Source organism: Mesorhizobium sp. ISC25 (assembly GCF_042295465.1).
Classification (GTDB): domain Bacteria; phylum Pseudomonadota; class Alphaproteobacteria; order Rhizobiales; family Rhizobiaceae; genus Mesorhizobium.
Genome location: NZ_CP135441.1, coordinates 2,580,474 through 2,598,921 on the forward strand (window position 1 = coordinate 2,580,474; position 18,448 = coordinate 2,598,921).

15 protein-coding genes and 1 pseudogene are annotated in these 18,448 nt (G+C 60.4%); 11 read left to right on the forward strand and 5 right to left on the reverse strand.

Translation table 11 applies throughout. The features are described 5' to 3' along the window. Positions 1 to 6: 6 nt before the first annotated feature. The 9 genes and pseudogenes from tssM (at position 7) to RQ479_RS13030 (ending at position 11,337) form a co-directional block, all read left to right on the forward strand. Positions 7 to 3,570 carry a type VI secretion system membrane subunit TssM gene (gene tssM, locus RQ479_RS12990; RefSeq protein ID WP_376705372.1) on the forward strand — a complete coding sequence of 1,188 codons (3,564 nt, stop codon included), beginning with the start codon at positions 7 to 9 and terminating at the stop codon, positions 3,568 to 3,570. 177 nt (positions 3,571 to 3,747) lie between these two features. Further along, entirely contained in the window at positions 3,748 to 4,134 is a 387-nt protein-coding gene (locus tag RQ479_RS12995) for a hypothetical protein (protein ID WP_376705373.1), read from the forward strand. Next, positions 4,131 to 4,619: an RES family NAD+ phosphorylase gene (locus tag RQ479_RS13000; protein ID WP_376705374.1), complete on the forward strand. Its 489-nt coding sequence runs from the start codon at positions 4,131 to 4,133 to the stop codon at positions 4,617 to 4,619. Before RQ479_RS12995 ends, RQ479_RS13000 begins: the two co-directional genes overlap by 4 nt. Before the next feature lie 505 nt (positions 4,620 to 5,124). After that, entirely contained in the window at positions 5,125 to 5,898 is a 774-nt protein-coding gene (locus RQ479_RS13005; protein ID WP_292655729.1) for a PP2C family serine/threonine-protein phosphatase, read from the forward strand. A gap of 5 nt (positions 5,899 to 5,903) precedes the next feature. Next, the gene (locus tag RQ479_RS13010; RefSeq protein WP_376705375.1) at positions 5,904 to 6,455 is read left to right on the forward strand and encodes a serine/threonine-protein kinase; all 552 of its coding nucleotides are present in this window, start codon (positions 5,904 to 5,906) and stop codon (positions 6,453 to 6,455) included. After that, positions 6,455 to 6,664: pseudogene (locus tag RQ479_RS13015) on the forward strand (serine/threonine protein kinase); the annotation flags it as partial. The gene RQ479_RS13010 and the pseudogene RQ479_RS13015, both read left to right, overlap by 1 nt. A gap of 60 nt (positions 6,665 to 6,724) precedes the next feature. Continuing rightward, on the forward strand, positions 6,725 to 8,488 hold the full coding sequence (locus tag RQ479_RS13020; RefSeq protein ID WP_376705376.1) for a hypothetical protein: 1,764 nt from the start codon (positions 6,725 to 6,727) through the stop codon (positions 8,486 to 8,488). Positions 8,489 to 8,596: 108 nt separating this feature from the next. Continuing rightward, complete coding sequence (locus RQ479_RS13025; protein ID WP_376705377.1) at positions 8,597 to 9,007, forward strand: DUF1036 domain-containing protein; 411 nt, start codon at positions 8,597 to 8,599, stop codon at positions 9,005 to 9,007. Next, positions 9,004 to 11,337, forward strand: a complete 2,334-nt coding sequence (locus RQ479_RS13030; protein ID WP_376705378.1) for a M23 family metallopeptidase — start codon at positions 9,004 to 9,006, stop codon at positions 11,335 to 11,337. Before RQ479_RS13025 ends, RQ479_RS13030 begins: the two co-directional genes overlap by 4 nt. Before the next feature lie 229 nt (positions 11,338 to 11,566). Here RQ479_RS13030 and RQ479_RS13035 read toward each other — a convergent pair whose 3' ends face one another. Further along, positions 11,567 to 12,208, reverse strand: coding sequence for an OmpA family protein (locus tag RQ479_RS13035; RefSeq protein ID WP_376705379.1), 642 nt, complete (start codon positions 12,206 to 12,208; stop codon positions 11,567 to 11,569). Between the two features lie 81 nt (positions 12,209 to 12,289). On the opposite strand from RQ479_RS13035, the gene RQ479_RS13040 reads away from it, so the two are divergent. Continuing rightward, entirely contained in the window at positions 12,290 to 12,886 is a 597-nt protein-coding gene (locus tag RQ479_RS13040) for a DUF6931 family protein (RefSeq protein WP_376705380.1), read from the forward strand. Positions 12,887 to 13,483: 597 nt separating this feature from the next. Here the strand turns inward: RQ479_RS13040 and RQ479_RS13045 are convergent. From RQ479_RS13045 to RQ479_RS13055, 3 genes are all read right to left on the reverse strand, one after another. Beyond that, positions 13,484 to 13,660, reverse strand: a complete 177-nt coding sequence (locus RQ479_RS13045; RefSeq protein WP_352719935.1) for a hypothetical protein — start codon at positions 13,658 to 13,660, stop codon at positions 13,484 to 13,486. A 327-nt stretch (positions 13,661 to 13,987) separates the two neighbouring features. Beyond that, positions 13,988 to 15,238 carry a caspase domain-containing protein gene (locus RQ479_RS13050; protein ID WP_376705381.1) on the reverse strand — a complete coding sequence of 417 codons (1,251 nt, stop codon included), beginning with the start codon at positions 15,236 to 15,238 and terminating at the stop codon, positions 13,988 to 13,990. A gap of 11 nt (positions 15,239 to 15,249) precedes the next feature. Continuing rightward, positions 15,250 to 16,353, reverse strand: coding sequence for an OmpA family protein (locus RQ479_RS13055; protein ID WP_376705382.1), 1,104 nt, complete (start codon positions 16,351 to 16,353; stop codon positions 15,250 to 15,252). Between the two features lie 383 nt (positions 16,354 to 16,736). Between RQ479_RS13055 and RQ479_RS13060 the strand changes: the two genes are divergently transcribed. Further along, positions 16,737 to 17,309, forward strand: coding sequence for a DUF1003 domain-containing protein (locus tag RQ479_RS13060; protein ID WP_376705383.1), 573 nt, complete (start codon positions 16,737 to 16,739; stop codon positions 17,307 to 17,309). A 107-nt stretch (positions 17,310 to 17,416) separates the two neighbouring features. Here RQ479_RS13060 and RQ479_RS13065 read toward each other — a convergent pair whose 3' ends face one another. Beyond that, on the reverse strand, positions 17,417 to 17,860 hold the full coding sequence (locus RQ479_RS13065) for a hypothetical protein (protein WP_376705384.1): 444 nt from the start codon (positions 17,858 to 17,860) through the stop codon (positions 17,417 to 17,419). Positions 17,861 to 18,448: the final 588 nt, after the last annotated feature.

Consider the following 18,448-nt stretch of genomic DNA (forward strand, 5'->3'; position numbering starts at 1 on the left):
ACGCCCATGATGCGTTGGCTGCCGCGGATATTCAGCACGGCCGCGTTGGCCGGTTTCGCGGCGGCGATCTGGTTTGCTGGACCTTTGATCCGCTTCGCCGATATCCGGCCGCTGGGACCTGTCTGGTTGCGCGCGACAATCATCGGCACGATCGTGGCGACCGCGGCCCTCGTTTACGCAGTGCGCGTCTGGCAGGTGAGAAAGGCGCAAAAAGCGCTCGAGATCGTCATTGCCCGCAACGACGGGGGCAATGACGATTCACCGGTGCTCGAGGCGCGCATGAGTGAGGCCATCGCAGCACTCAAGCGGTCGAGCGGCAAGCGCAATTTCCTTTACGACATTCCCTGGTACATCGTCATTGGCCCGCCCGGCGCCGGCAAGACGACGGCACTGGTCAATTCGGGTCTGAGTTTTCCGCTTGCCGGTTCAGGAGACGCCCAGCCGGTGGCCGGTGTTGGCGGCACCCGCTCCTGCGACTGGTGGTTTACCGAAGAGGCCGTGCTGATCGACACGGCGGGACGCTACACCACGCAGGATTCCAATGCTGGAAGCGACAGCAAGAGCTGGCTTGCGTTTTTGTCACTGCTCAAGAAATACCGCACCAGACAACCGATCAACGGGGTTATCCTGGCCATCAGCCTTGCCGATCTCATCAGCCTCGATGACCAGCAGCTCGACGCCCATGTCGTTGAAATACGAAGTCGCCTGAGGGAGATCCACGAGACGCTGAAAATCCAGTTTCCGGTGTACCTGCTTTTCACCAAGGCCGATCTTGTTGCCGGCTTCATGGATTATTTCGGCAGTTTCGAGGAGCCGCGCAGGCGCAAGGTCTGGGGCGCGACATTCCAGACCACAGACCGCAACAAGAACATGGCCGGTGAGGCTCCGGCCGAATTCGATGCACTGGCGAACCGCTTGGCGGATGAGATGGCTGATCGCCTGCAGGAAGAGGCTGATCCCGTCGCGCGCATATCGATCTTTGGCTTTCCGGCCCAGTTTTACGCGCTCAAGGGCCGAATTGCCGGTTTCGTGACCAGCCTGTTCGATCCGGTCCGCAGGCAGGTGAATGTCAGCTTGCGTGGGCTCTACTTCTCGTCGGGGACCCAAGAGGGAACGCCGATCGATCAGGTGTTGGGCGTAATCGGCCGCAGCTTCGGCAACAATTCCCGCCCCCATCTGTCCGGGACCGGCAAGAGCTTCTTTTTGCACGACCTCCTGACTGATGTCATTTTCGCCGAATCCGGATGGGTTTCCTATGACCGAGCGACCGAGAGGCGGGCAGCGGCCCTCAGATATGGCGGCTTTGGCATCATAGCCTTGATCACAGCCATAGCCCTTGGCGCGCTCGGGATGAGCTTCGTGGCCAACCGCTCGCTGATCGCCTCCACGACGCAGGCGATGAGCCAATATCGCGAGACAGCGGACGCCCTGCTCAACAGCACGACGGTCACCGATGTCGACCTTGAAAACGTCATCGGGCCGCTCGACCAGTTGCGCAACATGCCGGCCGGTTTCGAAACCAGTGACTTACCGACACCGATCGCGGAAACGTTCGGCCTTAGCCAGCGGGAAAGGCTTCTTTCGGCATCGACAACGGCCTACCGGCAAGCACTGGAACGAATGTTGCGGTCGCGTCTGCTTATTCAAGCGGAGCGGACGGTCCAGTCGACGATGGCTGAGCCCGCCGCGCTTTACGAACCGCTCAAGATTTACCTGATGCTCGGCGGCAAGGCACCCAAGGTCGATGACGCATTGATCATCTCCTGGATGAAGCAGGATTGGGAACAGAACCGGTATCCAGGCGAGAGCAACCGGGAAGGACGCGCGCAGCTCGAAAAGCACTTACGCGCCATGCTTGCGTTGGATGATGCCTATGACCCGGTTTTCGAACTCAACCAGCAGCTTGTGGAAGCCGCCCAACGTTCACTCGGGCGCATGAGCCTTGCCGATCGTGCGTCCGCATTGATCAAGTCGGCGGTGTACGCGGCTGCGCTGGACGATTTTTCTGTTTCGCAAAAAGGCGGGCCGGAAGCGCAACTTGTGTTCGAGCGCGTCGATGGCGGCGATCTGTCGAAGCTCCGTGTTCCCGGTCTCTACACCCATGGCGGATTCAACAACTTTTATCTCGGACAGCTTTCGCGCATTGCGCAGACACTCGTCGACGACCAGTGGGTACTGGGCGGTGGCGGCGAGCAAGGCGGTATCGACCAGGAGTTGCTCCAGCTCGGCCCCGAACTTCTCGACCGCTACGGCAAGGAGTTCGCAGTCGCATGGAACAGCGTTCTTGATGGTTTGAAATTCAAAGCCATGCTGAACGACAAGCCGCACTATGTCGCGCTTTCCGCCGTTGCCTCGCCAAGCTCGCCGATCGAACAGCTTTTTACCGCGATTGCCGAGGAAACAGCCCTGGCGCGCGACCCTGTCTCCGGCGAAGAGTCGGGCACTGGGATACGAGCCGGCACCGTCATGCGCCAGTCCCAGGACGCCGCAGACATGGCCAAGGGCCTGGCTCGCATTGGCATTCAAATTAGCTCCGCAAAATCGCAAAGCCGTGCCGGTACCGGGTCCGCGAAATTTCAAAGCCAGAGCCCCGGGGCAAACATCGAAGCGCAGTTCAGGTCCTTCCAGGCTCTGGTAAGCGGTCTTTTTGGACACCGACCGATCGATGCGCTGACCCAGAATTTTCGCGATATCCACCAGAGCCTGCAACTGGCAACCGAGGTCCCTTCGCAGACGGAACGTGTAAACGCCAACCTGCAGCTGCAGATAGCCACCCTTCGCGCCAATGCATCGCGTCTGCCCAAGCAACTCGGCAGAATGGTCAACGCAACTGCAGACGAATTTGAGGGCAACGCGGCTGAAATTTCGTTGACGAATTTGAACGAGATGCTCGACCAGGCCGTCACGCAGCCCTGCGAGGAGGCGGTCAACGGCCGCTACCCCTTCGCCGGCGATGGTACCAAGGACATTGCGATGGCGGACTTCGCCAAGTTGTTCTCTCCGGGTGGCCTGATGGACCGGTTCTTCGCACACAACCTTGCTTCCTTGATCGACATGAGCGGCCAGGACTGGAGCTGGAAACAGAATGGGCGCTTTGGGCGCGACCTGTCGAAGTCGACGCTGAAGGACTTCCAGCTGGCTGCGGAAATCCGCAACGCCTTTTTCCCCTCGGGCGGATCAATGCCCTCGGTCAACCTGACCTTTACCCCGTTCTCGCTGAATGGAGATGCAGATGCTGCGGTGCTCGACGTCGATGGCCAGATCGTCCAGAGCAACCAGGCGGGCAACACGCCAAGCACGGTGTCGTGGCCGACCGGTCCGGCCTCGAGATCCGCCAGTCTTAGGCTGATGCCGGAAATGCCGGGCCGCGAATCCGTTATCAGCTTCGAAGGGCCGTGGTCGCTGAAGCGGTTGCTGGACAAGGCGACGATCACCAGCAAAGACGGAACTGTTGAGGCGCGCTTCGTAGTCGGCGGACGCGACGTCGCCTATACGATCCAGACCGGTTCCGGTCCCAGCCCGTTCTTCCTTCCCGCACTTTCCGCATTCAGCTGTCCGAAGGCGTTTTGAGAGGATTTGAGCCTCACCTGGGGCAACTAGGGTGCCAAAAGTCCTGCGATCACGGATTGTCCTTCCATCGGTGAAGTCGCATCAGAGTGAAGTCTGGGATAAAGCGCATTTGCCTGTGCGCTTGATATGCATTATTATGTGCATATATTGTGCAGTAATGAATTTTTGAGGTTTCCCATGCCGCCGGTTCAGCATGCATACAACGCAATGGTCTCCGGCTTCGTTGACAGCCTTCAGGAGCCTCGGACCCCCTATATCTCGCCCCAACGCCTGTCGAAGGCCCTAGGTGTGAAGATTGCCAATCTGGCGCAGCTAACAGGCGTCCATCGAAATACGTTGCGCAACCCTTCCTCCGAGCGCCTGCAGGGCAGGATGCGCGAAATGGTGAAGGTGATCTCGGCGGCGACGGAACTCACCGGCGATGTTGACAGGGCCATTTATTGGTATCGCAACGAGCCGATCGCCGACTATGGGCATCGCACGGCGGCCGAACTTGTCGCCAACGGCCAAGTCGAGGCGGTTCTCGCGTTTGTTCGCGATCTTGAGAATGGCGCGCGCGGGTGAAAATCTCTCGCGTCGGTCCCGACGAAATCTTTCATCGCTACCTAACACCCAAATGGGCCTTCCTCCCGACCAGCGGTGCGGGCGCAGCTTCCGACAGTGGCCGCTTCAATTGGCCGGGGGTCGAAGCGCTGTATCTGTCGCGAGCACCCCAGACAGCGCTCGAGGAATATAAGCAAGGCGCCAGTATCACGCCGCCGGCGACGCTCGCTGCCTACAAAATTACGCTTACCGAGGTCGTTGACCTCTCACAAGGTTTCGACCCCCACATCTGGAGCAGCGACTGGAAGGAGTGGGACTGCGCTTGGCGCCAGATTGCCCGTATCGACAGGAAAATACCGTCTTCCTGGAAGCTCGCATCAAGTGATCACCGGTGGGTTTCGTGGCATCCTGTTTCCGTCGCTGCGTCATGCTGGGGGAACCAATTTGGTGGCGTTTCCCGCCAATCTCGTCGACGGCGACTGTGTGAGCGTCCACGATCCCGATAACCGCCCACAATCAGTCGTCGTGGTCGTAATCCGGCGGTGGCTTCAGCTGTCCGAAGGCGTTTTGTGATGGATTTGAGCCTCGCCGAGGGCAAGTAAGATCGCGAAATCTAGTCGACTATAGGTTTGTCTTGCATCAATGAGCGGCATCAGCGAACGCCTGGTTGGTGTGCATATCCAGACCGTCGCCCTGTCAAACGATGCCTTCCCGATCCGGGCAAGCAACCGCCGCGGCCGGAGCCGGACGAGCAGCGTTCGTCGAAGGAACAGTATTGAGAACGGGCGTGTCGCTGCCGGCGCTAGCTGTTGTCTATTTGGCGGGCAGCGAGACGATTTGCCATAAATCTCGAGCACTGCTGCAACTTCGTCGAACATGCTCGATAAGGATCGGGATTCGCGCCCAAAGCTAGATTTCGATACTTTAATATTCGAGCCTGTGGCAAAGTGGCGCTAGCGAGCGCCTGAGAGTGCGCTGCAGAGGACGCTTCGAGAAGCGCTTGGTGGCAAGTTGAGCGATGTCGCCCTTTCCTTTGAAAGCTTCGGCGTGAGCCACAATGGCTGTGTCCGTGAGCACAATGAAGACAACTATCTGGTCGAGCCACGGACTGGCCTTTGGGTGGTGGCCGACGGAATGGGTGGGCATGAAGCCGGAGAGGTCGCTTCAGCCAGCATTGTCGATCATCTGGCCACGATCGGCATTGCCAGTTCCGCCCCGGATCTTCGTGCGCGCTTCGAGGACAGGCTGAGCCGCGCCAACGCCGAGATCCGCAAGATCTCCGAATCCCGCGGCATAACCATCGGCTCCACCGTTGCCGCCCTGTTGGCGATGGATGGGCGATTTGCCTGCCTGTGGGCGGGCGACAGCCGGGTTTATCTGATCCGCAACGCCTCGATCTCGCAGATATCGAAGGACCACACCGAAGTTCAGGAACTTCTCGACCGCGGTATGATCAGCGCAGCCGAGGCGCTCACGTGGCCGCGCCGCAATGTTATCACGCATGCCGTAGGCGTCAGCGACGAAATCGTCATCGATTTCCAGCAAGGGGAAATCATGCCGGGAGACATCTTTGTGTTGTGCACCGATGGGCTGACTGCGCATTTGACCGATGCCGAAATCGGCGCCGCGGTCGTGACTGCAACACCTCAGGCGGCCTGTGAGGCTCTGCTGAAAACGGTGCTGGAGCGAGGCGGGACAGACAATGTTACGATTGTACTGGTAAAATTCGCAAGCAGAAGCAATGGGCACCCCCCCTACCCTGATCTGTCCAGAGCGGAGGGTTGAGGCTGATGAGCGCCGACGACAAGACGCGAATATCGCCGCAACTGGCCAACACAGCCGTCGGCACGCAGCTCAGCGGCATCTACGAACTTGACGAGAGGATCGCATTCGGCGGCATGGGTGAGGTCTACCGCGGCCACAACATCCAGACTGGCGACCATGTCGCGATCAAGATCGTCCTGCCCGAATTTGCCCGCGACCCGACGATCTTGTCCTTGTTCCGCAAGGAAGCGTCGATCCTCAATCACCTCTCGCATGATGCGGTCGTGAGATATCACGTCTTCACGATCGATCCAGGGATCGGTCGTCCCTATCTTGCGATGGAATTCGTCGACGGCGAGTCGCTATACGACATTATGCGACGTGGCCCAATGCCGACTGAGGAGGTGCGCAAGCTCTGCCATCGCCTCACGTCGGGTCTGAGCGCCGTGCATCAGGCGGGAGCAATTCACCGCGACCTCTCTCCGGACAACATCATCTTGCCGGGCGGCGGGTTGACCGCGCCAAGATCATCGATTTCGGTATCGCGCGATCGGCGACCGTCGGCGGTGAGACCCTGATCGGCGGAAAATTCGCGGGAAAGTACAACTACGTTTCCCCCGAACAGCTGGGGCTATACAGCGGCGATGTCAGCGAGCAGTCCGACATCTACAGCCTGGGGCTGGTGCTGGTTGCCGCCCTGCGCGGCAAGCCGATCGACATGAGCGGGTCCCAATTCGAGATCATCGAAAAGCGCCGGACGGTGCCGGACCTGTCCGACATCGACGACGATTTTCGTGACATTGTTGAAGCCATGCTGCAGCCGGATCCGCGAGACCGCCCGGCGAGCATGGCGGAAATCGCCAGGATGACGCGTGACGAGGACGAAGGGACAACGCCGCCGACGTTCATCCCAAACCGCGACAGGCCGGATTTGCCACGGGCGGGGCAAACCCTTGCGCCCGATCCGAAGGCCTCGTCCCCGCCATCCAATGTTTTGGGCCATGACGCGCCTTTGGCGGGCTCGGGCGGGCAGCGCTTTGTCCCGCATGTCCGGCCAGCGCTGCTGTCCGAACCGCGGGCCTCACCGGTCGCCGCGCCGCCACGTGCGGTCGTGGGCGCTGTTCCCGGAAAATCCACAAAGGGCCGAGCCATCGCAATCTCTGCCTTCGCGACATTGGCTCTCGCCTCAGCTGCCGGCCTCTATTTCAGCGGCTTTACAACGCCCCCACCGCCGAGCGCCGGCAAGACCTCGCTTTCCGCGCCAGAGCCACCACAACCTACACCACAAGCAACAATGCCTGTCCCCGAAGCGTCAATTCCTGAGGCAGAGGCGTCAAAGCCGCTGGCGACGGACAATGTTGCGGACTCCCCTGAGCCGCCACAGGAAGTTCCAGCCCCAAAGCCCCAAACGGAGGCCACATTAGCGCCAGCTGAAAATCAGGCGGATGCCGCCGCGGCTCGAACGCCGCCGCCGGCAGCGTCGCCCAAGATGCTCCCGCAAATGCAGGAAACGCAGCCGTCGGCAAGTGGGGCGCAACCGCCCGCGGAAAACGCAACGCCGTCAATTCAGCCCGATACGCCCTCGCCGCCTGCCAAGCTTGCTCCAGCCCTCCCGCCGGTCGAAAAGGCTGCGCCGCCGCCCGTAGCCCAACCAGACACCGCGGCGGGCCAAAAGCCTGCACAGCAGGCAAGCCAGCAGGCGGAGGCGAAACCGGCCGCGCCAGCTCCCGAACCGGCTGCAGGCCAGGCGGATGCGACGAGGGCAAAGGAGCAGCAGGCCGACCTGCCGCCGCCCAAACACCAGGCAAGCCGGCCAGCGAAGGCGATACCAGCAGCGCCCATTCCCGAGGCGGCTGCACGCCAGGAGGATGAGACGAGCGCAGCAGGGCGGCAGGCCGACCTGCCCCCGGCCAGTCAACCAGAGCAGGCCACGGTCGCCCTGAACGTGCCCAAGCCGGAAGTTGCCCCGGTGATCGACGACATAGCGCAGCGTGTCTCGTGGGTTCGCGACTTCAGCGGTGGCGACTGTTTCTACGCCAGCGTGACGTCGATAACCGATAAGACCGCTGCCATCGAAGGATTTGGAACCGCGGTCCAGCCATTCGAGCAGATGCTGGCTGATTTCCAGGCAAAGTTCCACGTTGAGCCGGACATCAACGTGCGCCTCATTGAGCCGAGCCAGTGCGAAGTCACCAATTTCCTGCGCTTTCTGGGGCAGACTGCTGGCGAAAAGCCGCAGCTTGTTCTCGATCGAACATCGGTGCCAAATGGTACGCCGATCAGCGGTACGCTGGTGACGCGTGGCGGGCTCATTTCCAGCGTGCTGCTGATCGACCACAAAGGCATGATGTTCAACCTCGATGACCGCATGGTCGTTCAATCGGACAAGGCCACCTTCAGCATTCCGATCGGTCTCGGCGCCGCCGACAGGGCTGCAGGCAAGGCCGTGCCGCAGATCATCATGGTGATCACCGGCCCCCAGGATATCCAGGCGGCTGCGTTCTCCACGCCAATGCCGGCCTCGCAGCTGTTGCCCAAAATTGTCGAGGAAATCGAGGCCAACGGATCCAAGTTCTCGGCCAGCGCCAAGTATTTCCGGCTCGGCGGATAGCATGGGCGTCCGATGGAACTCCGTAGCTCGCGTTTGCCCCGCTCGTCTTCCGACCTGCCCTTAAAGCAGCATGGCCGGCTTCGAACCTTGCTTGCCTCGAGGGGCCGCATGAGGCTTGCCGTCATTTCGGCCGCCGCGTTGCTGGCCGTGCTCTCATGCAACGAAGCGCGCGCCGAATTCACTGTCTGCAATCAGACGCTCGACGTCGTCAACCTCGCCGTCGGCCAGGAGGTCGACAATGCCGACCAGACCGATGGCTGGTGGACCATCGGCGCAAATCAGTGCGTGAACGTCATCCGCGAGGAACTGACGAACCGCTACATCTACCTCTACGCCACTGACGTTTTCGGCCACGCGATCCTGACCGGATCGATCGAAATGTGCATTGAGCGGCGACGTTTCTCGATACGCGGCATCGACGAATGCTGGCAGCGCGGCCATATTGCCGCGCGATTTGTTGAAGTCGATACGCTTGAACAGGTGCGTTGGACGTTTTTCCTGACCGGAAGCAGTCCGTGACGCACGCTATCGACACCAGCTTCAAGGAGAAGAAGCAAGCACGCGCTGCCCTTCGCCGGGGCAGGTTTTGGCGCAGACTTCTTGCCGGCCTCGCCACGGTTTTCCTGTGTTCGATTGCCGCCGGCTTCTACCTCACCGCGGACTATTGGTCGTTTGGCGACGAAGACGAGGAGCTGCATGCGGTCGAAGGGGCCGACGATGTGCCGGCCGATGCCTCTGTTTATGTGCCTGCCATTATCGGCCTGGCGGGGGACCCGATGTGGATCACGCTCGCACCCGATTCCGCCGCCGCAACGAAAGGCCGCGTTGTTCCGCGTCCGGCCGAACTCGACCAGGCCGGGGTTTCGCCACAGATCGAGATTTTGTCCGACGTCATGCTTAGCGCCAGCGAGAAATTCATGACGACCATACCGTCGACGCAGGAGGATTTTGCATTCTTCCAGGCGCAACGAAAGACCGCCCCCGCAGCCCCCAGCGATCTGCAGAATAATCTTCAGCCATCTCCTGCCGCGGACGAACCCCCGCCTGCTGCCGATCAACAGGCCGAGGCCGATGACCCCGAGGCCGGCTGGGCTGAAACAATCGATGCAGGCGATGCAGCTCTTCCCGCGTTCCAGAAGACCCAGATCGAAAACAACACCAGCGTCGCGACTGTCACGAACGAATATCAGCGGTTCGAGGCGACGGAAGACACGTTCGTGAAGATCCTCAACGATCGCAGTTTGGATAGCGTTGCGCTCGATGCACATTTCTCGGCCGACGACGCCAAGCAGGCGGGCGTGGCGCTGAAGGCGCTCTTCGGCCGGAACGGCCTGGAGCCGGGCTATGTCGTGGCCATGCGTGGATACCGGCCGACCCGCGAGACGACAACGATGTCCCTCATGCAGGTGTCGATCTACGCCAAGAACGTCTTTGTCGGTACGCTGACGCGTAACGCCGCCGGCGTGTTCGTATCGGGGGTCGACCCTTGGGTACGCGAAGATCTGTTCAACTACTCGGGCGCGCCGGCGGAAGGCGGCCACAAAAGGCAGTATCGTCTGCTCGACGCGATCTACTCGACAGCGGCACGCAACAGCGTTCCGACCGGCGTGATCGGCGAAGCCATCATGTATCTGTCGAGAGGTCAGGATCTGGACGCCTTCGCAAGCGAGGACCAGCGTCTTGTGCTGATCTATTCGCAGACGCCACGCGGCAAGGACGAAGGCGCCGGGCGGGTGCTGTATGTGGGTGTCCAGGGCACGACAAAAAGTCTCGACTGTTTCGTCTTCCAGCAGGGCGATGGCCAGTTTGCATGCGTGACAGGCGACGATCAGGTCCGCTCGCTGACGGTCACCAACGGCATGGTCACACCGGTCAATGGGGTCCTGACCTCGACCTTCGGGCCGCGCAAGCACCCAATTCTGGGCACCGTTCGCATTCACAAAGGCGTCGACTGGGCGGCGCCCGTCGGCACGCCGATCGCAGCCGCCTTCGATGGCGAAATCAGCTTCCAGGGCGATGGGGGCGGCTATGGCAATCTGGTCAAGATTTCGCACGGAAGCGGGCGCGAGACGCGCTATGCGCATATGCAGAAATTCGCAATCGTGGGCGGCGTCGGCACCAAGGTGAAGGCAGGCGACATCATCGGCTATATCGGCACCACCGGACTGTCGACCGGACCGCACCTGCATTTCGAACTCTACCAGAATGGCGCGGCGGTCGACCCGCTGGGCACGGTTACCGCGGTCGCTTCGGATTTTTCCGCCGTGGAAACGCTCACCGACCGCATCGTCCATGTCGAAAGTGGCGGCAGTGCCCGTGCCAAGAACCCAAATTCTTCAGCGACCGGCGCCGGCCAGTTCATCACCAAGACCTGGATCCGGATGATGAATACGTACCGCCCCGAACTTGCACGCACGCTCTCGACCGCCGACCTGCTTGCCCTGCGTTATGACGCCACGATCTCGCGCGAGATGGTTCGCAATCTGGCGCGAGAGGGCGAAGCCTATCTTCGGGCGCGCGGTCACCAGATCACAGCCGGCCGGCTCTATCTGTGCCATTTCCTCGGCATGGAGGGCGCGCATCAGGTGCTGTCGGCGTCGGGTTCGGCGGAGCTGAGCGCCGTGCTCGGGTCAGCCGTCATTCAGGCCAATCCCTTTCTCACCGGCAAGACCGCCAGTTATGTCGTGGACTGGGCCGAAAGGAAGATGGGTCGAAAGCTCAGCCCAGCCACGACCGCGGCGAGCCAGCAGACGACGACCACCACTGAGGTCCGGCAGACATCTCCCGAGTTCGCAAAGTATAAACAGGTGATCACGGCGATGCTGAGCTCCGTTCAGAATGCGCTTTGAGCCAGGGCATGGCGCGGGCAAGTCGCAGCCGATTCGGAGACGCAGACCGATTGGTTCCCCGGGTCGGCGATTTCCCAACCAAGGCGCTGCTTTTCGGCGCCGGTGTGGTGGTGGGCGGCGTACTGAAGGACCGACAGCGGGCATTCAAACGACTGCCCTGCCCGTGGCAATGCGAGTTGTGGTTCGGAAACTGCCGCACAGTTTTCCGGCGGCATGCGCCAGCTTCTCGCTACTCGGTCTTTATGCGCATTTCCACGCGCCGATTGACAGCATCGTACGGGTTGGGGCTGCGCGGATGCGCTTCGCCCAGGCCGATCGGGTTGATGCGGGCAGCCTCAATGCCGTTTGATGTCAGGAAGGACGTCACAGATTGCGCCCGTCGCTGTGAGAGCCGCTCATTGTATTTTGCCGGACCGGAAGCGTCGGTGTAGCCCTCGACGACGAAGTGGAAAGTGCTCAGCCGGTTGTCCTTCAGGGCCTTGGCAAACTCCGTGAGCTCGGCGCGCGCGGTTGCGTCAAGTTCGGCGGAATCGAGCCCGAAATTGATCAGCATGTCGAGACTGGATTTGTCGGCGGGTCCGTCTTTTGCCTTGGTCTTGCTCTTGCACTGCTCCTCGGTGCCAACACAAATTCCACGCGACTTGCCAAGGTCGGCCGCGCCGGCAAAAAACTTGACGATGTCTTCTGATTTCTGGACGGGGTCGGCGTAAACATGGGTCGAGAAAACCACGACCGCCAACACCAAGGGTGAACTGGCCCACCGCATAGCGGTTACTCCTGTTGAGCATCCGATATTACCAACCGTGAACATACCAAATTCCGAAGCAATTGTCTGCGGGAAATACCGAGCCGCGGCTGCGTCGCCGGTCATCACCCCGCCGCGAGTTGAGACTTGACCCGCGCCGCGCTGCGGGCTTGAGTGCCCACAGGCTCTCGATGAAGGCGTGGCGTCATGGCCAACGGGCTCCGATTCAAAACGGCACGGGATCTTTTCATAGCTTGTCCCGCCGCTGCCCGAGACATGCGAACCCTTCCAACCGAACAGCGTTCGATCGAGTTTTGCCGCGATCTCCTCGCCGGGCGCGTTCCCGAAGAGGCAATCACCTTTTGTGCCTACCTGCTGCCGGATCGGGCTGCGGTCTGGTGGGCTCATGAATGCCTTGGGCATCTGAGCGAGCTGCTCGACGAGACCGATCAAAAATTGCTCGCACTCGTCAGCAACTGGGTCAGCGAACCGGGCAGCGCCCACCATCGCGCCGCACTGGGCCAGGCAACAGCAGCGCCGCCCACAACCCCGGGCGCCTGGATTGCCTTGGCTGCCGGATGGCGTGACAATGGCCTTGTTGCTGGCGGATCTGTCGGCCGCGCAGCAGAAGAGCCGCCGGCCTTACAGCCGTTTCCTGCCGCCCATGCCGTCAATGCCGGAGTTCTGGCAGGGCTGGCGCGTGTTGCACTCGCGGACCGTTTTGCCGTTCTATCTGCCTTTGTCGAAATGGGTCTCCAGATGGCCGAGATCGAGGCGCTGCGCCAATCCGCGGACGCATACTAGTCTCTCATGTTCCCTGTCAGCGCTGAAGGCGAGAGGGAACAACTGCTTGCGCGAGTGTCCAAAGGAGTCGGATTGGCTGGAACTGCACAGGGCCAAGGGTGGGCCCAGAGATAACGGTTGACCAGATTCTCATCCGCGGGTTGGCTACCGTCTTGCGTGTCTTCGTCTCGGTGCTTTCCTCGGTCTAGCGGGGGGCGTCGGGTGGATTGTGCGGGCCACCAGTCTCAGCCCTCGAGAATGAGGTCTCGCAACGTGCTGCTGCCCCTGCTCCCGCGATCTTGGTGTTCTCTGGGCAGCGTTGCCTTGACGGGCACATTTGAAATCAATTCGATGTACGAGAGCGTACCGAAGGGTCGTCAGGCAGTTCCTGCTCTCGCTGATCAAGCGCGGCTAGCAATACGGCAAAGTGCTCCGTCATTTCTTGATCGACTTCCAATCCTAGCCGCTTGCGCAACACCTGACGATTGCCACGAGGTCCCACTGACGGCCCACGCTTGGTGCACTTCATGAGTTCCTTGCTGCTGCCTGTGCGTTGCAGACGTGGTACGTTAGACTGGTTACTTCCGCCCTGACCAGGGGAGGAAACCAATCATTCGGTCACTCTTTGTCGGCTCGATCAATTTCATCAAGCAAAGACTTGTGCTCATCCGGAAGCCCCTGTTCTACCGGAAGATTTAGCGCCTTGCGAAGGTAGTCGCGGATGGCTTCTGACGTGATCCACCGTCGTATGAGGTCGGCGATAACCTTCTGTTTCTTTTCGTCGAACTCAACCATGGCCGGCCCTACATGCGAATAGGTCCGAACCTCCTGGTGATCCGATTTGTTCCTTAGCTATTCTTTGGTATCGAGCAGGACGGCCCTTCTATCATGTGTCGCCAGATCGATCACAATTTCACACAGTTCGAGGTCCGTCTCGTCTGCGTGTGGGCACAGGGCACGGATGGCCGCTACGGCCGTTCTAAGGGACACCACGTTGCCGTCAGACGGCCTTGACGGCTGCGGCAATAGCTTCAGGCGTAATGCCTCCCGGCGCAGCATCCATAATGGCCGACCCCTCGGTTCCCCTAGGGTCACCTTGCCGGTCGAACCAAAGTCCAGATCTTACTTGCAGCCGCCTTGCGCCCACTTGGCGAGCGCCACCTTGAAGCGCGTCCCAAGTGGGTGTTGCAGGCGCAGCACGGAGACATCGTTGGCGGCGAAATTCTTCGCCTGTTCGCACAGCCGAACCTCATCCCACTCGTGGCAGCCATTGCAGTGCTTGCCCTGCCATACCGCTTTGTCGAGCCCCTCCACAGGAGTGAAGAGCGGCTTGCCGGTGATCAGCTCGGCGATACTCTTGCCGTCGATCTTTGGATCTCCAAAATTGACAGGTCGGTCGAAAAAGATCGGATCGTCCGAGGCCAGTTTCGGGATTTTCTGCCGCAGGACATTAAGCGCAAGCTGTGCCTCATCGTCGCCTGACGAATTTGCGGTGGCGTTGCGCCCATCTGAGCCGCCTTCCGGTTGTTGCGGGGCAGTCGCCTCGCCGACGATCAGCGGCGCGTTGAGATCGACCCTGTGCAAAACGACCTCGGTGGTCAGCGAGACATTGATCCACGGGCGCTGCTTGCCGGCAGTTGCTTTGAAAACATCGGCGGTGACCATGTTCATCGCGTCGGTGATGGAGACGTTCGTGGCTCCGATATGGGCAAGCAGCGCCGACGTGAACGGGGAATGTTCGCTCGATCCGTCGAAGGCGACCTGATTGGGACTGGTGGAAAACGCGACCAGCGTGCCCGCGCCGCCATTCTCGATCGGGATTTCGGCAAGCCCACTTCTCGCTCCCTTGACGCCGGCGGCCTTTGTCAGCACTTCAGCCAGGGGATTGTCGCGACAGGCGTCGAGGAAAATCAGTCTTATGCTGGTCTCGCGCGACATTTGCCGCAAAATGAACTCGACAGGCACCGCCTCGAAATCAAGCGAGGTCTCGTCTTCCAGTGCGGCATCGACCGGAAGCAGGTAGTTGCTGCCTGAAACCTGCAAACCGTGGCCCGCGTAAAAGAAAAGGGCAATGTCGGCGCCACGCACCTGCTTTGCGAACTGCGCAATCGTCGTCTGGGTCTGCAATTTGGTCAGATCGAAACCGGAGACCACTTCAAAGTCCAACTTCTCGAGGCGGTCGGCAACAGCCTGCGCGTCGCGGACCGGGTTGGTCAGGGCCGGCGCATGCTGGTACTGGGAGTTGCCAAGGACCAGAGCAACACGGCGTTCCGCATTGGCCGCCGTCAATGTCAATAGCAGCGAGAGTGTCACCAGCCCGATCGCGCGCAGGGCACTGCCGACAATCAGATCGAAGCCCCACCGCCGGAACAAGAGGTCCTTCCTCAGTTGACGAGCTTGGTGGCGGAAAACTCGATCCGCCGGTTGAGCGCCTTGTTCTTCGGCGTATCGTTGGCCGCAACGGGCCGCTCCTCGCCATACCCGGTTGCCGTGATCTGCGTGCGGGCAATACCCGCGGCAACGATGGCATTGGCAACGGCCTGGGCCCTGCGCTCCGACAGCAGCTTGTTGGCGGCAGGCGACCCATCGGAATCGGTGTAGCCGGAAACCTCTACCTTCAGGCCGGGGCACTTGCCGACTACGCCAACCACCTCCGCCAGCAGCGGACGGCTTTGGTTGTCGAGCCGCGCGCTCGCCGACCGAAAGTAGATGGCCCCGGTGCGGGAGAGCACCGCGAACCGGTTGAGGCACTCCTCGTCGCTGAAGTTCGCTTTCGCGGCATCGGTGGCGACGGGTCCGACGTCGGCAGTACTTGCCGCGACTGTCTGCACGGCCGCGGGCTTGCTGCCGCCGGCGTTGAACACGAAATCGAACGATACCGAAGCGGTCGGAACAATGTTGGTCACATTGGCGGCTTGCTGCAGTTTGTCGACATTCGGCAGCAGTCCGAAGTCCTCGACATGCACGGCAACAGGCGTCTCCGAAGCGACGGAGACCATGCTGTCGCTGATCATGGTCACGACGACATTGGCCTCGAGATCCTTGTCGACCCCGTGCAGGTTGAGGCGGAATGGCAGCACTGCCTTCACTCTTCGCTTGGTCGCCAGGTCGGCAAATGCGGCAGGGTCCACTTTTGCGGTCAGTTCGGCGGACGGATACTTGAATGTCTCAAAGAAAAGGAACCGCATGCGGACATTGCGAAGGTCGACACCCGTATCGACGGAGTTGAGGTCAAAGGTGATCTTGGCCTCACCCGTCGAAGAAAGAGTGCCGGCTATGTTCCTGATCTTGTTGGTTTCAACGATCGTATTCTTCTTGACCGACTGGTAGGTGAGCACGGAGGCCGTCGGGTCGAGTGTCCAGTTCGTCTGTGCATTCGCCAGCCCAGGCAACAACAGCACCGATAGCGCGACGAGCAAGCCAAGAGTGTTTAGGGCTAACCAGCTTCTCGAGCCCGTTTTCCACCAGTCTTCGACGACTTCGAACATGGATCCCCCTTGGCAACAGCCTTCCGTGTCGCATTCACGACCATGCCGTGCCAAGGAGAGCATAGAACAATTGTCGAGGCTTGGCGAGCATCGGCCAAGCGACGGCAACGGTGTAAATTCCGCTCACGGACGAGCTGTCGGTTGCCTTTGCAGCAGTGACAGACGAGAAATTCGCCGTCATCGAGAGCCACACTCGCTTGGTTGATTTCCTGAGCCGGCCGACACTTGGACGGCGATGGCCTATCAAGCCGGATTTGCGACGCAACCTTCCCCGCGAAAAGCTACCTGTTGGTACATGCGCTAGCCGTCGCCGGGGGGTTAACGGAGCAAAATTCAAAATGCGCAGTTAGGCATCGGGGCAGATGTTGAGATAGGAGCGACCTATGCACTCCAGCGTCCCCTCTAACGATACGGCACGCGCCACCCCAACTACGCCGGCCGCGGATGGGCTAGCTCCTGCGTTGGCCCGCAACATTGAGGCTCTCGTCGAGCGGAGAAAGCGAGAGGCGAAAGCAGCTTCTCGTGAGGAAAGGGCCGCCGCCGCAATCAGCAGGTTTGCCGGCAGCATGATCTTCGTCTACATCCATCTTGTTTTCTTTGGCGGCTGGATCGCCTTTAACATTGGTGTCGTTCCGATCGTCCAGGCTTGGGATCCTTCTTTAGTCATCTTAGCTATGTTCGCGTCCGTGGAGGCAATATTTCTCTCCACCTTTGTGCTTATCAATCAGAACCGAATGGCCGCCGAAGATGACGCGCGGGCTGATCTCGATCTCCAGGTCAGCCTGCTGAACGAACACGAGACGACCAAGCTGATCAAGATGGTCGAGGAGATTGCGAAGCGTTTAGACGTCCAGACGGAAGCAGACGAGGAATTGAAGGAGCTGAAGCGGGACGTGGCGCCCGAAGCAGTTCTCGACAAGATCGTGGAGGCGGGAGATAAGGCAACTCTCAGCTGAGCTTTAGCGGCTCAGCGGCTACCGAGTTTGACCAACTCCTGCGTGGACGGCTGCCGTCGTGCCAGCGCCTCGGCCTTCCGATTGGAGACATTTGCACCGAGGACACTTTAGAGAGAACCGTCGCCGCGACGTTGTTGGCGATGTCCATGCCCGGGAACAGGCCGGCGACCTTGCAGTCTTCCGGGACCATGCCGATGCCGGCATGCAATACTTGAATACGATCTGCTCAAGAGCCGCGCGAGCCAGAGGTGGCTGGCGTTATAGAAATACGAACGCGCGAGCGCGTATCCGACCAATCCCAACATCGAGAGCACATAAAGGACTAGGAGCAACGGAACGGATGGTTGGTGGTCGACGGAGGCGTCAGCTTCTTCCTGTTCCTGGACGAGACTGTGATCCAGCCTGGCTTTCGTGACCACCGAATCGGCCGGACCACTTTTCTCGTCAGTTTTTCTTGAAATCGTCATCGTGATGTCTGCTCGGATCACTTGATCTTCGGGCAGGCCGCTCGAAAGCCATTCAAGAAGATTATCGCCATTGCTCTTGTCCATGGCGCCACATGTTTTCTGCCTCACTTATGTTCCAAATTCCTAATGTACGAATTCGACCAAGGGTTTCGCTCGGCAGGTCAATGGGGAGTAGCCCAAACCAGCATGCAAAAAACCCGCGCTTCCGGGAGAAGGACGCGGGGCCGATCGGTGCTACACGATCTGGCAGCAATTTTTATGAAGAGGGACTTGCTGCGTTGAGATGAACCGTCGCGCCGGCCCGGTGTTCCAGCGAGTAAATAAAAACCCGCCGCACATGAAGTACGGCGGGGCCGATCAAGCGCTGTTGCACCAGGCGGGGGATTCGGGTGGGCGGGCTTGCCAGGTGCGCGCGGATCAAGTCGACATTAGGCGCATGAGTGGTAACGCGTCCACCAACCGGCGGTTGGAACGAAATTCCGCCTCCAGTTTCGATCCGCAACCATTCTCCGGCCCGTTTGGAGGCGATCAGTGTGAATCGGCGTGCGGCGGAAGCGCGTAGCGCGCCGCGCGGCAGTCTTTCCCGGCACGAACCAGCTTCTGCGCTCGTCACTCCACCTGGCGCGCGGGAATGTCTGTCGAAACCGCTCAACCGCCGCTCGATCGTACGGA

Excerpts from the sequence above, each read along its gene's own strand:
- tssM (WP_376705372.1), top strand. The coding sequence starts at position 7 with ATGATGCGTTGGCTGCCGCGGATATTCAGCACGGCCGCGTTGGCCGGT.
- RQ479_RS12995 (WP_376705373.1), top strand. The coding sequence starts at position 3,748 with ATGCCGCCGGTTCAGCATGCATACAACGCAATGGTCTCCGGCTTCGTT.
- RQ479_RS13010 (WP_376705375.1), top strand. The coding sequence starts at position 5,904 with ATGAGCGCCGACGACAAGACGCGAATATCGCCGCAACTGGCCAACACA.
- RQ479_RS13020 (WP_376705376.1), top strand. The coding sequence starts at position 6,725 with ATGGCGGAAATCGCCAGGATGACGCGTGACGAGGACGAAGGGACAACG.
- RQ479_RS13025 (WP_376705377.1), top strand. The coding sequence starts at position 8,597 with ATGAGGCTTGCCGTCATTTCGGCCGCCGCGTTGCTGGCCGTGCTCTCA.
- RQ479_RS13035 (WP_376705379.1), bottom strand. The coding sequence starts at position 12,208 with ATGACCGGCGACGCAGCCGCGGCTCGGTATTTCCCGCAGACAATTGCT.
- RQ479_RS13040 (WP_376705380.1), top strand. The coding sequence starts at position 12,290 with ATGGCCAACGGGCTCCGATTCAAAACGGCACGGGATCTTTTCATAGCT.
- RQ479_RS13045 (WP_352719935.1), bottom strand. The coding sequence starts at position 13,660 with ATGGTTGAGTTCGACGAAAAGAAACAGAAGGTTATCGCCGACCTCATA.
- RQ479_RS13055 (WP_376705382.1), bottom strand. The coding sequence starts at position 16,353 with ATGTTCGAAGTCGTCGAAGACTGGTGGAAAACGGGCTCGAGAAGCTGG.
- RQ479_RS13060 (WP_376705383.1), top strand. The coding sequence starts at position 16,737 with ATGCACTCCAGCGTCCCCTCTAACGATACGGCACGCGCCACCCCAACT.
- RQ479_RS13065 (WP_376705384.1), bottom strand. The coding sequence starts at position 17,860 with ATGGACAAGAGCAATGGCGATAATCTTCTTGAATGGCTTTCGAGCGGC.